This window comes from Microbacterium sp. HMWF026 (assembly GCF_003061325.1).
Classification (GTDB): domain Bacteria; phylum Actinomycetota; class Actinomycetes; order Actinomycetales; family Microbacteriaceae; genus Microbacterium; species Microbacterium testaceum_E.
In genome coordinates, this window is record NZ_QAJB01000060.1 from 1 (window position 1) to 16,430 (window position 16,430).

The window sequence follows — 16,430 nt, forward strand, 5'->3', positions numbered from 1 at the left end:
CCCCGTGCTCGCGGCCGCGGCCGCGGCGTGGAACACGGGCTTCGACGTCGCCCCCGGAACCACCCCCGATCCGGCGAGCGTGGTGTCGGCAGGGCCGTGGTCGGTGGCCGAGGTCACCGCCGACAGCCTGCGGCTGACGCGCCGCGACAGCTACCAGGGGGCGCACTTCCCGGGCCTCGAGGGGCTGACGGTGCGCTTCTTCGCCGACCGGGCCGCGCAGCTCGCCGCGCTCGAGGCCGGTGAGGTCGACGTGGCCAACGTGGGCGACCTCGACGTCGCCGAGCGCAAGACCCTGACCGACGCGGGCTACCAGGTGCAGGTGGGCCCGACCACCCAGACGCTCCACCTGAGGTTCGCGGATGCCACGGCATCCGACCTCCGTCAGGCGATGACGCTCGCGACCGACCGGTCGTCGCTGGTGCAGGACGTCCTGGGCGCGATGCGTCCCGATGCTCAGCCCCTGCAGTCGTTCCTCTCGTCGACGGCGGCCGGGCAGCTCTATTCCGACCTGATCGCGGGCAACGGCGCGCCGGGCACGGGCGCCGACGTCGACGGGGCGCGCAACGCGCTGGGCGATCGAGCCGCCGTGCTGCGACTGTCGTACGACACGACCGACGAGGTGTCGGCGCAGGTGTTCTCGCGACTGGTGTCGATGGGCGCTCGCGCGGGTATCGCGGTCCGGGCCGCGACCCCGGGCGACACGGTCGACGCGACGCTGTCGTGGGTCGGCGAGGACGAGAGCCTGTACCGTTCCGCGCGCGACCGCCTGGCCGAGGGGATCGACGGTCCGAACACCGACGAGCTCTTCGACGACCTGACGGTGCACACCGATCCCGTGGACGTCCTCGCCGAGGCGAAGGAGATCGACCGTTCGCTCTTCTCGGTGTACGCCGGCATCCCTCTTCTCGAGCGCACCGGCGCCGTCGTCGCCGCCGAGGGCGTCGGGGGAGTGGCCTACACGTCCGTACCCGACGGCGTGCCGCCGGCGTTCTGGACCTGGTCGCCCCCGCAGTCCTGAGCGGCGCGGGTCGGATCAGGACCCGGATGCCGGGGGTGCGAAGATCGCGGGCCACCAGGCGGCGGCGAGCGGATACCCGACGAAGGCCACGATGTCGATGATCGTGTGCGCCACGACGAGCGGCATGACCCGCCCCCACCGCTTGTAGCACCAGCCGAACACGAGCCCCATCACGACGTTCCCGAGTGCCGAAGGCCATCCCTGGTAGAGGTGATAGCTGCCGCGCAGCAGGGCGGTCGACACGATGATGCCGCTCCACGACCAGCCCAGGCGGCGCAGCCGATCGAACAGGTAGCCGAGGAAGATCACCTCTTCGGTGAGGCCGGCGCGCAGAGCCGCGAGGATCAGCAGGGCGATCACCCACCACGACGAGTCGAGCGGTGCCGGGACGACGGTGATGCTCTGACCGATCGCGCGTCCGATCGCGTACACGCCGATGCCCGGTGCGCCGATGAGGACCACGAGCACGACACCGCGCACGACGTCGGAGCCGAAGCGCCGGAGGTCCAGGCCGATCCGTCGCAGGGCGTTGTTCGCCGGCTCCCACAGCAGGTAGACCGCCAGGGCGACGAGCGCCAGAGAGAAGAAGATGTCGAGGAACTGGTAGATCGCGTCCCACAGCGGCTCCGCGCTGCGCGAGGGGTTCAGCTGCGTCTGCTGCTGCGAGATCGGCGCGCGGGTCGCCGCGCGGATGAACGACACCACCGAATAGATCGCGGACTGGCCGACGCTGACCAGCAGGACGAGCGCGATCTCCCACCCCAGGCGGGTGCGGCGATACCGGTCGGAGGGGGCGATCGTCGGAGGGTATGACCAGTCCGCGCGGGTGGCCGAGCGGGTCTGCTTGTCAGAATGCTCCATCCGAGCCCCTTCGAGTAAATGCTGTGTAACGTTTTTCAGAGAAGTTTGGGGCACCTGGGTAAACGTGCCTAGTGTGTTCTCATCCTGCCCGAACGGATTCCGCTCACCTCGTGCTGCGCGAAAACCTCGTGAGGGCGATGATCATCCCTTCCCTGGAGGAACTGTGAAGCGCAACAAGATTGCCCTGTCCAGTCTCGCCCTGCTGGGAGCTGTCGGGCTCATGCTCGCCGGCTGCTCGGGTGGAGACAACGGCGGCAGCGGCTCGGCCTCGGGCGGCGACGCCTCGGCCATCATCCGGACCAACGGTTCGGAGCCGCAGAACCCGCTGATCCCGACCAACACCAACGAGGTCGGCGGCGGCAAGATCCTCGACTCGATCTTCGCGGGTCTGGTCTACTACGACGCCGACGGCGCCCCCGTGAACGACATGGCCGAGTCCATCGTCACCAACGACGCGCAGAACCTCACCGTGACCCTCAAGCAGGGCCAGAAGTTCACCGACGGCACCGAGGTCAAGGCCGACAACTTCATCAAGGCCTGGAACTACGGCGCGCAGCTGTCGAACAACCAGCTGAACAGCTACTTCTTCGAGGACATCGTCGGCTTCAGCTACGACGCCGACTCGGAGCTCACCGGTCTGAAGAAGGTCGACGACTACACCTTCACGATCGAGCTCTCCAAGCCCGCCGCCGACTTCGCGCTGCGCCTGGGCTACTCGGCGTTCTTCCCGCTGCCCGACTCGGCGTTCGAGGACATGGCCGCCTTCGGTGAGAACCCGGTCGGCAACGGTCCGTACAAGCTCGCCAGCGACGGCGCATGGCAGCACAACGTGCAGATCGACCTCGTCAAGAACGACGACTACCAGGGTGGCCGCACGGTCGCGAACGGCGGCCTGACGGTCGTCTTCTACGCCTCCCAGGATGCCGCGTACGCCGACCTCCTCGGCGGCAACGTCGACGTGATCGACGCCATTCCGTCCGCCTCGCAGGCCACCTTCGAGTCCGACCTGGGCGACCGCGCGGTCAACCAGCCGGCCGCGGTGTTCCAGTCCTTCACCATCCCGGACCGCCTCGCGCACTTCGGTGGCGAAGAGGGCAAGCTGCGTCGTCAGGCGCTGTCGATGGCCATCAACCGCGACGAGATCACCAAGACGATCTTCCAGGGCACGCGCACCCCGGCCAGCGACTTCACGTCGCCGGTCATCGACGGCTGGTCCGACTCGCTCGCCGGCGCCGACGTGCTGAAGTACGACGAGGCCAAGGCGAAGGAGCTGTGGGCCCAGGCCGACGCCATCTCGCCCTGGAGCGGCACCTTCCAGATCGCGTACAACGCCGACGGTGGACACCAGACCTGGGTCGACGCGGTGACCAACTCGATCAAGAACACCCTCGGCATCGAGGCGTCGGGCGCTCCCTACCCGACGTTCAAGGAAGCGCGTTCGGCCATCACCGACCGCAGCATCCAGACCGCCTTCCGCACCGGTTGGCAGGCCGACTACCCCGGTCTGTACAACTTCCTCGGACCGCTCTACGCGACCGACGCCTCGTCGAACGACGGTGACTACTCGAACGCCGAGTTCGACGGTCTGCTCGCCGCCGGCATCGCCGAGACCGAGGTCGACGCGCAGAACGCCGACTTCCAGAAGGCCCAGGAGATCCTGCTCCAGGACCTGCCGGCCATCCCGCTCTGGTACTCCAACGTCACCGGCGGCTACGCCGATGGCGTGAACAACGTCCAGTTCGGCTGGAACTCGGTTCCGCTCTACTACGAGATCACGAAGTAACCCTTCCGATCTCTGGCCGCGAGGCGGTGACGGAAACGTCACCGCCTCGTGGTCTGCCAGCCAGGCCTCATCACGTCGTGTGATAAAACGGCACGGGTCCTTTCGGGCCCTGCCCCCCACGAAACGTCCGATGAGGCGTTTCCCACGTTCGAAAAGAGAGCGGATGCTCGGCTACATCCTCAGACGTCTGCTGCAGGTGCTCCCCGTGTTCTTCGGGGCCACGCTGCTGATCTACTTCATGGTCTTCGCCATGCCCGGAGACCCCATCCTGGGTCTCTTCGGCGACAAGACCCCCGCGCCGCAGGTCGTCGAAGCCCTGCGGGCGCAGTACCACCTGGACCAGCCCTTCATCGTCCAGTACTTCCTCTACCTCGGCGGCATCTTCCAGGGCGACCTAGGCACGACCTTCTCGGGTCAGTCCGTCAACGAGGTGCTCGCGCGCACGCTCCCCGTCACCGCGCGCCTGGCCGTGATGGCCCTCGCGATCGAGTTCGTCCTCGCCATCGTCATCGGCACCATCTCGGCGATCCGCAAGGGCAAGCTGTTCGACAACGTCGCGCTCGTCGTGGCGCTGCTGTTCGTCGCGCTGCCCATCTTCGTGGCGTGCTTCCTCGCGCAGTACTTCCTCGCCGTCCAACTGGGGTGGTTCCGGCCGACCGTAGGCGCCCAGAACAACTGGGGCGATCTGATCCTGCCGGCCATCGTGCTCGGCTTCAGCCTCTTCGCCACGAGCATGCGCCTCATGCGCGGTTCGGTCATCGACACGCTCAACCAGGACTGGGTCCGCACGGCCTACTCGAAGGGCCTCTCGCGCCGTCGCGTCATCCCCGTGCACGTGCTGCGCAACTCGCTCATCCCTGTCATCACCAACTCCGCCACCAACTTCGGTGTGCTGCTGGTCGGTGCCACCGTGACCGAGGGCATCTTCAACATCCCCGGCGTCGGCAACACCCTGTACCAGGCCACCATCCGCGGCGAGGGCCCCACGGTCGTCTCGTTCGTGACCGTCTTCGTCATCATCTACGTGCTGGTCAACCTCGTCGTCGACCTTCTGTACGGCCTCCTGGACCCGAGGATCCGCTATGTCAAGTAGTCACTTCCCGGCGCCGCACTACGTCGCCCCCATCAAGACCGAGACCATCTCGGTCGACGCCGTCCGCGTCGCCGCCCGCAAGAGCAACCTCTGGCTCGACGCGTGGCGCGACCTGCGTCGTCGACCGACTTTCTGGATCGCTCTGGCCGTCATGGCGGTCGTCATCCTCATGGCCGCGTTCCCGACCCTGTTCACGCAGGTCCCCCCGAACAACGACTGCCAGCTGTCCAACAGCAACGGCGGTCCCACCGCGGGCCACATCCTCGGATTCACCTTCCAGGGCTGCGACACCTTCTCGCGCATCGTGTGGGGAGCCCGCACCTCGCTGTCGGTCGGTCTGCTGGCCACGGCCATCGGCACGATCATCGGCCTCATCATGGGCTCGCTGTCGGGCTTCTACGGCGGATGGCTCGACGCGGTGATCTCGCGCGTCGGCGACATCTTCTTCTCGATCCCCTACATCCTCGCGGCGATCGTCGTGATGAGCGTGTTCTCGCAGTACCGCAACGTCCTCACCCTGGCCGTCGCGATCGGCGGGTTCGCGTGGGCGTCGACGGCCCGCGTCGTGCGCGCCGAGGTGCTGCGCGTGCGCCAGGCCGACTACGTCGCCGCCTCGCAGGCGTTGGGCCAGTCGCGCTTCAAGACGCTGCTGACCCACGTCATCCCGAACGCCATCGCGCCCCTGCTCGTGGTCACCACGATCAGCCTCGCGGCCGCCATCGTCGCCGAGGCGACGCTGTCGTTCCTCGGTGTCGGCCTGGGCGGCGACACCATGTCGTGGGGTAACGACATCAGCCAGGCGCAGCAGTCGCTGCGCGTCGCGCCGGCGGCGCTCATCTGGCCGTCGCTGGCCTTGACCGTGACCGTGCTGGCGTTCATCATGCTGGGCGAGCTCATCCGAGACGCCATCGACCCGAGAGCGAGGGCCCGCCGATGAGCGACGCCACCATGACGCCTCTGCTGTCCGTGCGCGACCTCAAGGTCGCCTTCGAGGGCCAGGGCGGCTCCCGCCAGGTCCTGCACGGTGTGAGCCTCGACGTCTACCCGGGCCAGACCGTGGCCATCGTGGGCGAGTCGGGTTCGGGCAAGTCGACAACCGCGTCCGCGGTGATCGGCCTGCTCCCCGGCACCGGGCACGTGACCGGGGGCAGCATCACCCTCGACGGTCGCGAGCTGACCGACCTCACGCCGACGCAGTTCGAGTCGGTGCGCGGCAAGGACATCGGCTACGTCCCCCAGGACCCCATGTCCAACCTCAACCCGGTGTGGAGCATCGGCTTCCAGGTCAAGGAGGCGATCCGTGCGAACGGCATCGCCACCGGACGTAAAGAGGTCGAGAAGCGCGCCATCGAGGTGCTCAAGCAGGCCGGACTCTCGGATGCCGAGCGCCGCCTCCACCAGTACCCGCACCAGTTCTCGGGCGGTATGCGCCAGCGCGCGCTCATCGGCATCGGCCTCGCCGCCGATCCGAAGCTGCTCATCGCCGACGAGCCGACCTCGGCCCTCGACGTGACGGTGCAGCGCGTGATCCTGGACCACATGGCATCCCTCACCCGGGAGCGGGGCACCTCGGTGCTGCTCATCACCCACGACCTGGGCCTGGCCGCCGAGCGCGCCGACACCATCGTGGTGATGAACCAGGGCGAGATCGTGGAGTCGGGACCCAGCCGCGAGATCCTCGAGAACCCGCAGCACCCGTACACCCAGCGGCTCGTCGCGGCGGCACCGTCCATCGCCTCGCAGCGCATCCAGGCGAAGGTCGAGGACCGCGGCATCCTGCGCGAGTCCGACATCGATGCACCGGCCACCGTCAAGGTGACCGACCTGGTCAAGGAGTACAAGATCCGCCAGGGCGGGTTCCGCAGCGAGCAGTTCCGCGCTGTGGACGGGGTGTCGTTCGAGATCCCGCGCGGCAAGACCCTCGCCCTCGTCGGCGAGTCGGGCTCGGGCAAGTCGACGATCGCCAAGATGGTGCTCAAGCTCGAGGAGCCCACCTCGGGCTCGATCGAGGTCGACGGCGTGAACACCGGCAAGCTCAGCGCGAAGGACACCTTCAACCTGCGCCGGCGCATGCAGCCGGTGTTCCAGGACCCGTACGGCTCGCTCGATCCGCTGCGCAGCATCGGCAACCTGATCGCCGAGCCGTTGAACATCCACAAGGTGGGCGACAACGCCTCGCGGCGCGCCCGCGTCGAGGAGCTGCTCGACCAGGTGGCGCTGCCGCAGGAGCTGGCATCCCGCTATCCGAACGAGCTGTCCGGCGGTCAGCGCCAGCGTGTCGCGATCGCGCGCGCGCTCGCGCTCAAGCCCGACATCCTCGTGCTCGACGAGGCCGTCTCGGCTCTCGACGTGCTCGTGCAGGCGCAGATCCTGCAGCTGCTCGCGGAGCTGCAGTCCGAGCTCGGCCTGACGTACCTGTTCATCACGCACGACCTCGCCGTCGTACGCGTCGCAGCCGACCTGGTCTGCGTCATGGAGCGCGGCAAGCTCGTCGAGCAGGGAACCGTCGACGAGATCTTCGCGCAGCCGTCGCAGGAATACACCCGTCGCCTGCTCGACGCGATCCCCGGCGCCTCGCTGCAGCTGGGCGGCGCGTGACGCGCGACGAGCGCTATCGGGGCGCGGAGCACCCTCGGGTGTTCCGCGCCCCGTCCTCGGTCGTCGGCCTGATCCTGGCCGCGGCCCTCGCGGCCGTCCTCCTGGGGGATGCCGCGCTCCGCGCCGGCGTCGGCGAGATGCTGCTGATCGCCCCGTGGGTGCTCTTGGCGCTGTGGGGCGTCTACGCCCTGATCTTCGCGCCGCACGTGCGCATCGACGCTCACGGCATCCGCATCCACAATCCCCTGCGGATCGCCGAGATCGCGTGGGCCCGCGTGACCGACATCGACATGCGGTGGCAGCTCGAGGTGCGCACCGACGAACCGCGCGTGTACAAGGCGTTCGGGGGGCCCGTCGCGGGTCGCCCCGGCCGGCCCTCGCTGCGGCGCGACGAGGAGCGCGGACACCGGGAGCCTCCGGCCATCCGCGACCTGGTCGTCATCCAGGACGCGTGGGAGTCCGCGCGAGACGCCGCCGACGCCGCGGGCGGCGTCCGGCGTGTCTGGGACATTCCGTCGGTGATTTCCCTGGCGGTTCTGATCGTCTGGGTTATTATCGCTTTGTTCATCGCCGGCGGTGTTCGTTAAGCGCAGTGCTGCGCTCAGCGGGGACCGTCGTAGCAAAGCGACATGTAAGAGCTTTGTTACGGTCGTGAAAAGTGTGTTCCCCCGGCACACGTTCCGCGAGAAGCCGACGTAGGGTCGCTGAAGATCCTTAGCAAGGCGAACGAATAAGCGGGGATCTCGAAGGCGAGAGGACCACCATGATGCAGACCATCGACACGTTCCGGACGGGCTGCCGCACGTCATGACGCTGTACGTTCTGCGACGGTTCCTGAACTACGCCGTCCTGAGCCTGCTGGCGACGTGCCTGGCGTACGTGCTGGGCAGCGCTCTGCTGCGTCCCCAGGACCGCTTCTACGGCATGAACCCGCGTCCGCCGGAGGACTCGATCATCGCGAGCCTGAACAACCTCGGCGCCAACCCCGACGTCCCGATCATCGTGCGCCTGTGGAACTGGCTCGTCAACCTGTTCACGAAGTTCTCGCTGGGCTCGACCATCGGCGGACAGGACGTCGTCACCGAGATCGCGGCCCGCGCCGGCACCAGCCTGCGCCTGCTGCTGATCGGCTCGCTCATCGGCGCGGTCGTGGGCGTGCTGATCGGCGTGTGGGGTGCGGTGCGCCAGTACCGCGCGAGCGATCAGGTCACCACCTACGCCTCGTACCTGGTCTTCGCGACGCCGACGTTCGTCATCGGCGTGCTGCTGATGATCGCGGCGACCGGCTTCAACAACGCCGTGGGCAATCAGGTCATCCGCTTCACGGGCGAGTACACGGCCGGGATCGAGGGGTTCTGGCCGACGGTCGCCGACCGCGCCGTCCACCTGCTGCTGCCGACCCTCGCGCTCGTGCTGATCAGCGCGGCCTCGTACTCGCGCTACCAGCGCAGCATGATGCTCGACGTGCTGGGCGCCGACTACATCCGCACGGCCCGCGCCAAGGGCCTGCCGCGCACCCAGGCGCTGTTCCGCCACGGCGTGCGCATCGCCCTGATCCCGATGTCGACCTTCTTCGCGTACAGCTTCGGCACCCTGATCGCCGGTTCCACGATGCTCGAGATCGTCTTCTCGTGGCGCGGCATGGGCCAGTTCCAGTTGAACGCGGTGACCCAGCAGGACATCAACGCGGTGGCGGGCTCGACGCTCTTCGTCGCGGTGCTCGTGCTGCTGTCGTCGACCCTGTCCGAAGTGCTGTACGCAGCCCTCGACCCGAGAGTGAGGAGCTGACATGACCATGCAGGAAGAAGCCCTCGACGGAACGCTCGTCGCGACCAGCCCCGTGACCCGCGAGCGCAAGCCGCTGTCGCGCGGAGCCCTCGTCCGCGCGCGTCTGCGCAAGATGCCCCGGTTCTGGGTGGGCGCGAGCATCCTCGTCTTCATCGTGCTGTGGGCCTTCATCGGACCGCTGCTCTACCCCTACGACGCCAGCCAGCGCGACTTCCTCAACGTGGGGCTCGGTCCGACCCAGCTGCACTGGTTCGGCACCAACGGCATCGGCCAGGACATCTACGCGCAGACCCTCGTGGGTCTGCAGAAGTCCCTCATCATCGGTGCCCTCGCGGGTATCGGCGCGACGCTCATCGCCGCGGCGGTCGGCTCGGTCGCCGGGTACCTCGGCGGAAAGATCGACGCCGTCATCGGCTGGCTGATCCACCTGCTGCTGGTGATCCCGTCGTTCTTCATCCTCGTGTTGCTGAGCCCGCTGACGCGCGGACTGTCGTGGCTGGCGCTGACGTTCTTCCTGGCGGCCTTCAGCTGGATGATCCTGGCCCAGGTCGTGCGCAACCAGACCCGGTCGCTGCGCAACCGCGACTTCGTCCGCGCGGCCCGCTACATGGGCATGCCGACGCGCCAGATCCTCGGGCGTCACATCATCCCCAACATCGCCTCGCTGCTCATCATCGACGCGACCCTCGGGATCGTGGCGGCCATCATGGCCGAGACCTCGCTGAGCTACTTCGGCTTCGGTGTGCAGCCGCCCGACGTCTCGCTCGGCACGCTGCTGGCCGCCGGCACCTCGGCCGCCGTCACCCGCCCGTGGCTGTTCGTCTACCCGGCCGGCGTGCTGATCGTGCTGCTCCTGGCCATCAGCCTCATCGGCGACGCCCTGCGCGACGCCATCGACCCCACCTCGGGAGCGAACCGTGACTGACACCCGTTCCGCCACCATGCTGTCCTCGACCGGACGCGCGCCCCTGCTGTCGGTGCGCGACCTCAGCGTCACCTTCCCGCAGCGCGAGGGCAACGCCGTCCGCGCGGTCCGCGGCATCTCGTACGACGTGCACGAGGGCGAGTTCCTCGGCATCGTGGGGGAGTCCGGCTCGGGCAAGAGCGTGTCGTCGCTCGCCGTCATGGGGCTGCTGCCCTCGAACGCCCGCGTCGAGGGTGACATCGTCTACGACGGCCGTTCGCTGCTGACGATGAACGACGCCCAGCTGTCGAAGATCCGCGGCGCGGAGCTGGCGATGGTCTTCCAGGACCCGCTGTCCGCGCTGACCCCGGTCTACACCGTGGGGGAGCAGATCTCCGAGGGTCTTCGCCTGCACGACCGCGCCCTGTCCGCTCAGGCCGCGCACGCCCGCAGCGTCGAACTGCTCAAGCTCGTCGGCATCCCGGATGCCGAGCGCCGGGCCCGCGCGTACCCGCACGAGTTCTCGGGCGGTATGCGCCAGCGCGCGATGATCGCCATGGCGATCGCCAACGACCCGCGCGTCATCATCGCCGACGAGCCGACGACCGCGCTCGACGTCACGATCCAGGCGCAGATCCTCGAGGTGCTGCAGAAGGCGCGCGAGGTCACGGGGGCGGCCGTCGTGCTGATCACCCACGACCTCGGCGTCGTCGCCGGCCACGCCGACCGCGTCGCCGTGATGTACGCCGGCAAGCTGGTCGAGCGCGGCTCCGTCGACGAGATCTTCCACGACCCGCACATGCCGTACACCGTGGGGCTGCTGCGCTCGGTGCCCAACATGCAGACCGCGGGTTCGCACCGGCTCGTCCCGCTCGAGGGGCGCCCGCCGTCCCTGGCGAACCTGCCGAAGGGCTGCCCCTTCGCGGCGCGGTGCCCGATCGCCATCGACGCCTGCCACGACGTCGAGCCCGAGCTGGTCGTGCACGGCAGAGACCCCGACCACGTCTCGGCCTGCATCCGCGCCGACGAGATCGCCTCGGGCTCCCTCGCCCGACCCGACATCTTCCCGCGCCCCGAGGCGCTGGGCGAGATCCCGCCGCTGCGCGCCGACGTCACGCCCGCGGTCGCGGTGAAGGACCTCGTCAAGCATTTCCCGCTGATGAAGGGCGCGGTGTTCCCTCGGCGCATCGGCACGGTGCGCGCCGTCGACGGCATCTCGTTCTCGATCCAGCCCGGGCGAACGATGGGCCTGGTGGGGGAGTCGGGGTGCGGAAAGACCACGACGATCCTCGAGATCATGGAGATGGTGGCCCCGCAGAGCGGCAGCATCCACATCAACGGCACCGACGTGGCCACCGTCAGCCGCAAGGACAAGGCGACGCTGCGCAAAGGCATTCAGATCGTCTTCCAGGACCCGATGGGCGCGATCGACCCGCGCCTTCCCGTCGGCGAGGTCATCACCGAGCCGCTGCTGGTGCAGGGCGTCCCGCGCGCGGAGCGCGACCGCAAGATGACCGAGCTGCTCGAGCTCGTCGGGCTCGACCCGAACATGTCGGACCGCTACCCGCACGAGTTCTCGGGCGGTCAGCGCCAGCGCATCGGCATCGCCCGCGCCCTGGCGACCGACCCCGCGGTCGTCGTCCTCGACGAGCCCGTGTCGGCGCTGGACGTGTCGATCCAGGCGGGCGTCATCAACCTGCTCGAAGACCTCAAGGAACGCCTCGGTCTGTCGTTCCTCTTCGTCGCGCACGACCTCGCCGTGGTGCGCCAGATCGCCGACGACGTCGCGGTCATGTACCTCGGGCGCATCGTCGAGCAGGGCCCGGTCGACGCGGTGTTCGACGACCCACGGCATCCGTACACCAAGGCCCTCATCTCGGCGGCGCCCATCCCCGATCCGCGTATCGAGCGACAGCGCACCCGCATCCTGCTGGACGGCGACCTGCCGAGCCCGACGCAGGAGATCTCGGGATGCCGTTTCCGCACGCGCTGCCCGCTGTACCGCCTGCTGCCCGACGCCGACCGGCGCCGGTGCGACTCCGACGACCCCGGTCTGCGCCCGTCGGCGCACTCCGAGGTGGCGTGCCACTACGCCGAACGGTCCGACCTCGTCCTCGAGACGGCGGCGGCCGGTTCCCCCCGAACGTCTTCGGTCGACGGCACCACGTCGTCGAAGGCCCTCCCTGATCACCAACGAGAGGATTGATCACATGCAGATCCGCAAAGCGAAGGGGCTCGGCGCGCTCGCGCTGCTGAGCGCCGCCGCCCTGGCGATCGCCGGGTGCGCGCCCGGCAACACCGCGGCGCCGTCGGCCAACCCCGACGACCAGAACGCGCTGCCCTCGACCGCGTGGGTGCGCGCCGACGCCTCGAGCGTGCAGGACGGCGGCACGCTGACGCTCGCCGTTTCGTCGCTGCCGGTGAACTGGAACATCTACCAGATCGACGGCAACGAGCGCGACACCAACGACATCTACTCCACGATGAGCGGCGGTCCGATCAAGATCGACGAGTCGGGTGAACCCGTCGTGGACGAGAACTACGCCTCGTCCGCCGAGCTCGTCAGCGAGGACCCGCAGGTCGTCGAGGTCAAGCTGAACCCGGATGCCGTCTGGGAGGACGGCACGCCCATCACCGTCGCCGACTACCAGGGGATGTGGAAGGCCAACAACGGCTCGAACCCCGACTACGTCGTCACCTCGACCACCGGCTGGGACCAGGTCTCGTCGGTCGAGCAGGGCGAGGACGAGTTCGATCTGAAGATCACCTTCTCGTCCGTGTTCGCCGACTGGCAGTCGCTGCTCAGCCCCGTGCTGAAGGCCAGCGTCACCGCCGACCCGACCACGTTCAACACCGGTTACACGACGCAGGCCGTGCCGTCCTCGGGCCCCTTCAAGGTGCGCTCGATCGACGCGACCGCCGGTGTCGCGACGCTGGAGCGCAACCCCAACTGGTGGGGCGAGACGCCCAAGCTCGAGACCATCGTCTACCGCGCGGTGAGCCAGGACCAGCAGGGCTCCTCGTTCAGCAACGGTGAGATCGACGCCGTCGAGATCTCGGCCAACGCCGACCTCTACCAGACCGCCCAGGGCGTGCAGGGTGCGCAGATCCAGGCGTCGAACGGCCTGACCTGGACGCACATCACGATGCGCGCCTCGGACGGCCCGCTCGCCGACGTCAACGTCCGCAAGGCCGTGGCATCCATCGTCAACCGCGAGCAGATCGCGAACACGGCGAACTCGCCCGTCGGCGTCCCCGCGATCACGCAGGGCAGCTACATCTTCATGCCCGGACAGGACGGCTACACCGACGGTGCGCTGCCCTACGACACCGACGCGGGCGCGAAGTACCTCGAGGACGCCGGTTACACGAAGGACGGCGACTCCTGGGTCAAGGACGGCACCCCGCTGAAGTTCTCGGTGACGGTCCCCGCCGACACCGCGACCAACGTCCAGCGCGCCGAGCAGATCCAGGCCGACCTCGGCGAGTTCGGCATCCCCGTCGAGCTCGTCTCGGTCCCCGTGGGCGGCTACTTCAGCGACTACATCATCCCCGGCGACTTCGAGATGGTGACCTTCTCGTGGGTGGGCACCGCCTACCCGATCTCGTCGACCCGTTCGCTCTTCACGCCCGTGGACTCGGAGCAGAACTTCACCGGCATCGCCGATGAGCGTCTGGACGGTCTGTGGGAGCAGGCGAACAACGAGCTCGACCCCGACGCGCGTCTCGAGACCGCGCAGGAGATCGACAAGGTGCTGTGGGAGTCGGTGCCGATCATCCCGATCGCCCCGCTGCCCAACGTCTGGGCCGTCAAGCAGGGTCTCGTGAACTGGGGCGCCACCCAGTTCGAGACCGTCGACTGGACGATCGTCGGCTTCCAGAACAGCTGAGTCCGACATCGTTCGAGGGGGCGGGGTCCTACGGGATCCCGCCCCTTTTCGTGCGCCGTGGCCGTTCCTGAACGTGCGCTGCCGGGAGTGTCGCGGGCGCCCGGTAGACTGGGGTGGCCCGATTCCGGGCGCAACCCCTAAATTTCCTGGAGACCCTCCATGGCGCACGCCCTTCGTCCTGACCTCCGAAACGTCGCGATCGTCGCGCACGTCGACCACGGCAAGACGACCCTCGTCGACGCCATGCTCCGCCAGACCGGCTCGTTCGGCGACCACGCGCACGTCGAAGAGCGCGCGATGGACTCGAACGACCTCGAGCGCGAGAAGGGCATCACGATCCTCGCCAAGAACACGGCGATCACCTACAACGGCATCCACACCGAGGTCCCGGTGACGATCAACGTCATCGACACCCCCGGTCACGCCGACTTCGGTGGAGAGGTCGAGCGCGGTCTGTCCATGGTCGACGGCGTCGTGCTGCTGGTCGACGCGTCCGAGGGCCCGCTGCCCCAGACGCGCTTCGTGCTGCGCAAGGCTCTCGAGGCCAAGCTCCCCGTCATCCTGCTGGTCAACAAGACCGACCGCCCCGACGCCCGCATCGCCGAGGTCGAAGAAGAGGCGCACGACCTGCTGCTGGGCCTGGCGTCCGACCTGGTCGACGACGTGCCCGACCTCGACGTCGACGCCCTGCTCGACGTGCCGGTGGTCTACGCCTCGGGTCGTGCCGGCGCGGCATCCTTGAACCGTCCCGACAACGGCGCGCTGCCCGACAACGACGACCTCGAGCCGCTGTTCGCCGCGATCCTCGAGCACGTGCCGGCCCCGGCCTACGACGACGAGGCGCCGCTGCAGGCGTGGGTCACCAACCTCGACTCCTCCCCGTTCCTCGGTCGCCTGGCGCTGCTGCGCGTGTTCAACGGCACGCTCAAGAAGGGCCAGACCGTGGCCTGGGTGCGCGCCGACGGCACCACCAGCAACGCCCGCGTCACCGAACTGCTCAAGACCCGTGCCCTCGAGCGCTACCCCGCCGAGGACGCCGGCCCCGGTGACATCGTCGCCATCGCCGGTTTCCCCGACATCACCATCGGCGAGACCATCGCCGACCCCGAGGACGTGCGCCCGCTCAAGGCGATCACGGTCGACGACCCGGCCATCTCGATGACGATCGGCACGAACACCTCGCCCCTCATGGGCAAGGTCAAGGGCCACAAGCTCACCGCCCGCATGGTCAAGGACCGCCTCGACCGCGAGCTGATCGGTAACGTCTCGCTCAAGGTCGTCGACATCGGACGCCCCGACGCGTGGGAGGTCCAGGGCCGCGGCGAGCTCGCCCTGGCGATCCTGGTCGAGAACATGCGCCGCGAGGGCTTCGAGCTCACCGTCGGCAAGCCCCAGGTCGTCACCAAGCGCGGCGAGGACGGCAAGCTCAAGGAGCCCTTCGAGCACCTCACCATCGACGCCCCCGAAGAGCACCTCGGCGCGATCACGCAGCTCATGGCCGCCCGCAAGGGACGCATGGACAACATGACGAACCACGGCACCGGCTGGGTGCGCATGGAGTTCGTCGTGCCCTCGCGCGGCCTGATCGGCTTCCGCAGCGAATTCCTCACGATCACGCGCGGCACCGGCATCGCCAACGCCATCTCGCACGGCTACGACGACTGGGCGGGTTCGATCACCACGCGTCAGAACGGCTCGATCGTCGCCGACCGTATGGGCGTCGTCACGCCCTTCGCGATGATCGCCCTGCAGGAGCGCATGAGCTTCTTCGTGCAGCCCACCGAAGAGGTCTACGAGGGCATGGTCATCGGCGAGAACTCGCGCGCCGACGACATGGACGTCAACATCACCAAAGAGAAGAAGCTGACGAACATGCGTTCGTCGACGTCGGACTCGTTCGAGTCGATGACGCCCCCGCGCGTGCTCACGCTCGAGGAGTCGCTCGAGTTCGCGCGCGACGACGAATGCGTCGAGGTCACGCCCGAGAAGGTGCGCATCCGCAAGGTCGTGCTCGACGCGACCGAGCGCGGCCGCGCCGCCTCTCGCTTGAAGCGACAGGATGCCAACGCCTGACGTCGCGTCCCGTCGAACGGCCCCGCCCAGCTCGCGCTGTGCGGGGCCGTTCGCCGTTTCTCGGGGCGGTGCGCCGTGGAGCGGGCGCGCCCATCTCGTCCTCGATAAACGCCGATGCTGCCCAGACACGCGGACACGCGGCGTGTTTCGACACGATGGGCGTTTATCGCGGGATGTCGGCGGTGGCTCAGCGCGACTCGACCACGCAGACGGCGCTCATGCCGGGGGTCAGGGCCTCGAAGACGTGCGGGGCGTCACCCGCGTACGACAGGTAGTCGCCGGGCGAGAGTTCGAACGGGGCGTCCGCGGGCCCGACGAGGCCGCGCCCCGACACCAGGACGACGTGCTCGATCGTGCCGCGGGGGTGCGGCTCGGAGCGGCGGGGGGTCCCGGGCTCGGCAGACAGCAGGTAGATGTCACGG

The 16,430-nt window shown here is 68.5% G+C and carries 13 protein-coding genes; 11 read left to right on the plus strand and 2 right to left on the minus strand.

What is annotated here, in order from left to right; genetic code table 11:
* The coding region (locus DBR36_RS02805; RefSeq protein ID WP_146185185.1) for an ABC transporter substrate-binding protein at positions 1 to 1,018 on the plus strand (1,018 nt) is incomplete at its 5' end.
* 15 nt (positions 1,019 to 1,033) lie between these two features.
* Here DBR36_RS02805 and DBR36_RS02810 read toward each other — a convergent pair.
* Positions 1,034 to 1,879: a CPBP family intramembrane glutamic endopeptidase gene (locus DBR36_RS02810; RefSeq protein WP_258222520.1), complete on the minus strand. Its 846-nt coding sequence runs from the start codon at positions 1,877 to 1,879 to the stop codon at positions 1,034 to 1,036.
* A 163-nt stretch (positions 1,880 to 2,042) separates the two neighbouring features.
* Here DBR36_RS02810 and DBR36_RS02815 point away from each other — a divergent pair, with 163 nt between their 5' ends.
* The 10 genes from DBR36_RS02815 to typA all read left to right on the plus strand — a co-directional run bounded on the left by DBR36_RS02815 (position 2,043) and on the right by typA (position 16,008).
* The gene (locus DBR36_RS02815; protein ID WP_219927605.1) at positions 2,043 to 3,662 is read left to right on the plus strand and encodes an ABC transporter substrate-binding protein; all 1,620 of its coding nucleotides are present in this window, start codon (positions 2,043 to 2,045) and stop codon (positions 3,660 to 3,662) included.
* A gap of 163 nt (positions 3,663 to 3,825) precedes the next feature.
* On the plus strand, positions 3,826 to 4,755 hold the full coding sequence (locus tag DBR36_RS02820; protein ID WP_108317468.1) for an ABC transporter permease: 930 nt from the start codon (positions 3,826 to 3,828) through the stop codon (positions 4,753 to 4,755).
* Positions 4,745 to 5,692, plus strand: coding sequence for an ABC transporter permease (locus DBR36_RS02825; protein WP_108317469.1), 948 nt, complete (start codon positions 4,745 to 4,747; stop codon positions 5,690 to 5,692). Before DBR36_RS02820 ends, DBR36_RS02825 begins: the two co-directional genes overlap by 11 nt.
* Positions 5,689 to 7,353, plus strand: coding sequence for an ABC transporter ATP-binding protein (locus tag DBR36_RS02830; RefSeq protein WP_108317470.1), 1,665 nt, complete (start codon positions 5,689 to 5,691; stop codon positions 7,351 to 7,353). The genes DBR36_RS02825 and DBR36_RS02830 overlap by 4 nt, the downstream gene beginning before the upstream one ends.
* 38 nt (positions 7,354 to 7,391) lie before the next feature.
* The gene (locus DBR36_RS02835) at positions 7,392 to 7,940 is read left to right on the plus strand and encodes a PH domain-containing protein (RefSeq protein ID WP_146185186.1); all 549 of its coding nucleotides are present in this window, start codon (positions 7,392 to 7,394) and stop codon (positions 7,938 to 7,940) included.
* A 220-nt stretch (positions 7,941 to 8,160) separates the two neighbouring features.
* Entirely contained in the window at positions 8,161 to 9,141 is a 981-nt protein-coding gene (locus tag DBR36_RS02840) for an ABC transporter permease (protein WP_108317472.1), read from the plus strand.
* Between the two features lies 1 nt (position 9,142).
* The gene (locus tag DBR36_RS02845; protein ID WP_108317473.1) at positions 9,143 to 10,066 is read left to right on the plus strand and encodes an ABC transporter permease; all 924 of its coding nucleotides are present in this window, start codon (positions 9,143 to 9,145) and stop codon (positions 10,064 to 10,066) included.
* A gap of 16 nt (positions 10,067 to 10,082) precedes the next feature.
* Positions 10,083 to 12,251 carry an ABC transporter ATP-binding protein gene (locus DBR36_RS02850; RefSeq protein ID WP_108317474.1) on the plus strand — a complete coding sequence of 723 codons (2,169 nt, stop codon included), beginning with the start codon at positions 10,083 to 10,085 and terminating at the stop codon, positions 12,249 to 12,251.
* Positions 12,252 to 12,255: 4 nt separating this feature from the next.
* Positions 12,256 to 13,935, plus strand: coding sequence for an ABC transporter family substrate-binding protein (locus DBR36_RS02855; RefSeq protein ID WP_108317475.1), 1,680 nt, complete (start codon positions 12,256 to 12,258; stop codon positions 13,933 to 13,935).
* A 159-nt stretch (positions 13,936 to 14,094) separates the two neighbouring features.
* Positions 14,095 to 16,008 (plus strand): translational GTPase TypA, encoded by a 1,914-nt coding sequence (gene typA, locus DBR36_RS02860; RefSeq protein WP_108317476.1) that lies wholly within the window; start codon positions 14,095 to 14,097, stop codon positions 16,006 to 16,008.
* A 187-nt stretch (positions 16,009 to 16,195) separates the two neighbouring features.
* Here the strand turns inward: typA and DBR36_RS02865 are convergent.
* Positions 16,196 to 16,430: cupin domain-containing protein (locus tag DBR36_RS02865; RefSeq protein ID WP_375136046.1), on the minus strand; the 235-nt coding region annotated here is incomplete at its 5' end.